Annotated in this window: 5 protein-coding genes; all 5 read right to left on the bottom strand. The window is 35.6% G+C overall.

Annotated elements, in window-relative coordinates; genetic code table 11:
• Positions 1 to 741, bottom strand: a 741-nt coding sequence (locus N3D17_04085; GenBank protein ID MCX8082555.1) for a GntR family transcriptional regulator, incomplete at its 3' end; no start/stop codon positions are given.
• A 104-nt stretch (positions 742 to 845) separates the two neighbouring features.
• Positions 846 to 2657 carry a glutamine--fructose-6-phosphate transaminase (isomerizing) gene (gene glmS / locus N3D17_04080; protein ID MCX8082554.1) on the bottom strand — a complete coding sequence of 604 codons (1812 nt, stop codon included), beginning with the start codon at positions 2655 to 2657 and terminating at the stop codon, positions 846 to 848.
• Positions 2658 to 2659: 2 nt separating this feature from the next.
• On the bottom strand, positions 2660 to 3103 hold the full coding sequence (locus N3D17_04075; GenBank protein ID MCX8082553.1) for a GNAT family N-acetyltransferase: 444 nt from the start codon (positions 3101 to 3103) through the stop codon (positions 2660 to 2662).
• A 25-nt stretch (positions 3104 to 3128) separates the two neighbouring features.
• A complete protein-coding gene (locus N3D17_04070) occupies positions 3129 to 3761 on the bottom strand; it encodes a hypothetical protein (protein ID MCX8082552.1) in 633 nt (210 codons plus the stop codon).
• Between the two features lie 152 nt (positions 3762 to 3913).
• The coding region (locus N3D17_04065; GenBank protein MCX8082551.1) for a sugar phosphate isomerase/epimerase at positions 3914 to 4662 on the bottom strand (749 nt) is incomplete at its 5' end.

Raw genomic sequence — 4662 nt, 5'->3', positions numbered from 1 at the left:
AGGATGCTTCAATTTCAGAAGGGATTCTATCGCATTACATACCTCTTCTTTATCTTCTCCTACCTCTTTCAAATACTCCATAGGAATTCCAAGATTATCTTCTTTCAGTGCCTCAAGACATCCCTGAAACCTCGCTATATACCAATCATCATTCAAAGACCCTATATATCCTATCTTCTTATACCCCCGGGAAATTAAATGTTTTGTCGCAATATATCCACCTTCAAAAAGTCCATGCCTTACTGTATGGTGTGAAGACAATCTCTTTGGTGGGTGTAAGATAATGTATGTGTTATTACCTTTATAATCTGCGATGTGATTATAAAGAAAATCGTAAAATGATATAATCACATCTCCATAAATACCTGCCAAAGTCCTGCTGTTTATATACTGGATTCTTATTCCATAACTTCTTGCTTCCTCTTCAATCCCGGAGATAATCTTTAACAGTGTAAAAGGAGCTGCCTTAATATCTCTGTCCCATACATCACCTACAAATACTCTTATTTCCTCTATCTCAAGGTTTTTAGCAACTATGACTCCTACCCTCGGTTTGTTTATTATAAGCCCTTCCCTTCTTAACTCATCAAGTGCCCTTCTTACAACTATATCACTCACTCCAAAACGTTCACATAGTTCTTGTCTTGTAAATAATCTCTCTCCTTTATTGTATCTACCGGTCTTTATCTCTTCTACCAGTGCTTCATATATACGGACCCATTTACTATCTTTTACTTTCATACTATATATTATTATACACATTTTTAAATTTTTGTCAAGTGGTATACACTTTTAGAAAAAAGAAGATGTCAACGTAATTAAAAACTGCTTTATTTTATTGAAGATTATTCTACAGTTACTGACTTGGCGAGGTTTCTGGGTTTGTCTACATCACAGCCCCTTTTTACTGCAGTAAAGTAGGCGAGGAGTTGTAGAGGAATGACTGTAAGGATGGGTTTTAGATATTCATTATTGACCACAGGGATATGTATAATCTCATTGGATATCTTTTCAATCTCTTCATCTACAAATTCCGCAACAGTAATTATATAACCTCCCCTCGCCTTTACCTCTTCCATATTATGCAGAACCTTTTGATACAGTTTGTCCTTCACAAGGATAAAAACCACAGGCATATTCTCATCAATAAGGGCAATAGGACCATGCTTCATCTCTGCTGCTGGATATCCTTCTGCATGTATATAACTTACCTCTTTCATCTTTAATGCACCTTCCAGTGCCACAGGAAACTGTATCCCTCTTCCTAAAAAAAGTGCATTCGTCCTATCTTTAAGTTGCTCTGAGAGATATTCTATTTTTTCTCTAAGCAGAATAAGTGAAACCCTTACCTTTTCAATGATATCAGCGAGTTCTTCCTTTTCTCTTTCAAAAAAAGAGATATCAATACATCCTTTTTTATAAGCAAGTATAAGTGTTAAAAAGTACAGAGCAACAATCTGTGCATTAAATGTCTTTGTTGCAGCAACACCAACCTCTGGACCAGCAGATGTATAAAAAACATAATCACTCTCTCTCGTAAGTGAACTGTTATAAACATTACAAATAGATAGAACTTTTGTCTTATCTTTTACTTCCCTTATTGCACCCAGCGTATCTGCTGTCTCTCCTGACTGTGATATTGCCACAACCATATCCTTATCCAGAATTACTGGATTACGATATCTGAACTCTGACGCATATTCCACCTCCACAGGTATCCTTAAAATCTCTTCCATAAAATACTCCCCTATAAGGCCAGCATGCCAACTACTTCCACAGGCAACAATAATAATCCTCTCTGGTATATCTATCACATCCAGATATTTTGAGAATTCCTTACACAGGGATAGCCATGTCTCCTTTATAACCTCTGGCTGTTCCATTATCTCTTTTTCCATATAACTCTTAAACCCTTCTGACAGACCCCCTTGATGTAATCCCTCTGTTGTAGTAAATCTTTTCTCTTTCTCTCTTCCAGTAATATAGTCAATAACCTTTACTTTTTTATCCAGAATAAACAGTTCTCCATCATCTAAAAATATTACATTGTTTGTGTATCTCGCTATGGAGTTTATATCTGAAGAAACAAAAAATCCATCATTATTTACTCCAACAATCAGAGGAGAACCGTTTCTGGCACCTATAATCTTGTTCTCACCTTTCTTTATTACGAGGATGGCAAAACTTCCTTCAAGTTGCTTAAGGGAATTCTTTACTGCTTCTTCAAAAGGATATAGTTTGGTATTCTCTTCAATCAGGTGAGCAATTACCTCAGTATCTGTCTCTGAAACAAACCTGTGTCCTTTCTCTTCAAGTTGTTTTTTAAGATAGTTATAATTACTTATAATCCCGTTATGTACTAAAGCAATCTCGTTTTTACAGTCAGTATGAGGATGTGCATTGGTTAAATCTACCTTTCCATGGGTTGCCCACCTCGTATGGGCAATTACAGAAACTTTTTCAGACACACCCTCTGGCAAACTATCTGCAAGTTCATCTATTTTACCTTTACCTATCTTTTTGTCTATTTTGATTATTTTATCTCTTAATAATGCATAACCGCAGGAGTCATAACCTCTGTATTCAAGTGCCTTCAACCCATCTTTCACAATCTGCCTTATATTTCCTTTACCCGAAAAGCCCAATATCCCGCACATAGTTATAGATTAATCCTCATCTCCACTTCACCTGTGATACGAAAACCACACCTTTCGTAGAAAATAATATTTTTGGTTTCACAATTGAGTATAACCTTATAGCATCCCCTCTCTTTTGCTTTTTCTATCAAAAACTTTACCATTGCAAGCCCTATCCCTTTCTTCCTGTGTCTTATATCAGTTACAACATTTTCCAGATGTGCATAAGGTCTTCCACCATGAGAAAGGTTTTGTTGTATAAGAAGTGTTGCTGTGCCTAACAATACCCCATCTTTATCTTCAACAACACAGAGGCAATAATCAGTGTTATTTAAGATATTCTTCAAAATACCTTTCCCTTTTTCACTATCTAAATTCTCTCCTTCCTTTGGTGGACTTAACTGAGAAAGTAGATTTACAATACCTTCAAAATCTTTTGTCTGTGCAATCCTTACTTCAAAATCCATACCTTCCTCCTTTTGGTTCTTTTTATTACACCTGCACAATATGTATTCCACTTTCTTTAAGTTTCTTTATCGTTCTCTGATATAAATCTCCCTTGTTTTCATCTGTAATCAGTGTATATCGTTTCTTATTTTTTATATCTATTTTTATCATCCTCATACTTCTTGTCTGATATGTACATTCCCTGCCTATCTTTGAACTATCTGCAAGAATAATTACCTCACCTGCCTTTCTTATAATATGTTCCACCTGCTGGACTGTATTTATATCATCTGAACTTAAACCCTTTGTAGAAATTCCAGGACTACCGAGGATAACCTTCTGGATTTTGGAAAAGTTATAGTGGATATCTACAATGCTAAGGTTTTTCCGGGAAATCTCACCTGATACAATACCTATAAAATTCTCAAGAAAAAACCTCTCATATTTTTTTAACCAGAGATTTAATACAAAAAGGTTGTTCGTCCATATCTTAAGCATAAAGTGTTTATCTGACTGTGCGAGATGCTCCCCGAGGTAAGAGACAGTAGTACCTGCACCCAGAAATATCTCATCTCCAGAACTGACGAGTTCTAAACATTTTTTTGCAATCTTTTCCTTTGCGGACTGGTTGAATCTACTTCTTTTCTCAAACGATAGAAAAAGGTCTTTGATATCCATACAAAATATTTTACAATATGTTTTGCAATTTGTCAAGTAAATTGTAAAACATATTAAAAGAGATACCTGAAAGAGTGTTTAAATCTGACCAGAGATAATCTTTGGGAAATGCAGAAGAAGGTAAAAATCTCTATCCTTTTACCGATATTGTTTTACTTCTGAAGCAGATTTTTAATATACTCAAAATNATCAAGTGTTCCTTCTTCTACATCTGATGGCTCTTCATACTCAAGTCCAATATATCCAGTATAAGCAGGTAAAAGTTTCTCAAATATCTTCTTATAGTCAATCACTCCTTCGGATAACCTGCAGTATTTCGGATTTCCGTTATCATACTTTACACTCTTAAAATGTGTAAACCCGATATACGGCAGTATATAGTCAATGGCTCTTAAAGGGTCCTCTCCATAATATAGGAAGTTTGCAGGGTCATAGTTTATCTTCACATTGGAAAGCCCTACCTCTTCTATAAGTTTTTTACATTGTTCTGCAGTTCTCATTAAACCACCATGGTTTTCTACAATTACCTCCATACCATACATATCTGCCATCTTCCCTGTCTCTTTCAATTCTCTCACTACCGTCTTAAACATCTCTGGTGTATCTTCCCATATATTACATACCCTTAAATACTTTACCTGCAATATCTCTGCCAGAGGTATCTCTTCTCTCCACTGGTCTGTAATGGATACCTCAATAAACCTTATTCCTCTACTGTCTGTTATCTCTCTGGCTCTTTCTATCTCTGCTTTATCCCTTTTAAAGAGAAGAGGAAAGTTCTCTCCACCTTTAAATACAAACATACTGCATATATCTTTTATCCCAATCTTCTTCATAAAATCACAGTACCTCTCAAAATCCCAGAACCTAAACCCCCATGGCGAACTTGTATATTTCATCT

Source organism: bacterium, assembly GCA_026414725.1.
Lineage (GTDB): Bacteria > Ratteibacteria > UBA8468 > B48-G9 > JAFGKM01 > JAAYXZ01.
Note: the sequence above shows the minus strand (reverse complement) of the source record. Positions and strands in the feature narration are given on the sequence as shown.

Bases quoted from the DNA above. Each gene is read 5' to 3' on its own strand.
- glmS (MCX8082554.1), bottom strand. From the start codon at position 2,657: ATGTGCGGGATATTGGGCTTTTCGGGTAAAGGAAATATAAGGCAGATT.
- N3D17_04075 (MCX8082553.1), bottom strand. From the start codon at position 3,103: ATGGATTTTGAAGTAAGGATTGCACAGACAAAAGATTTTGAAGGTATT.
- N3D17_04070 (MCX8082552.1), bottom strand. From the start codon at position 3,761: ATGGATATCAAAGACCTTTTTCTATCGTTTGAGAAAAGAAGTAGATTC.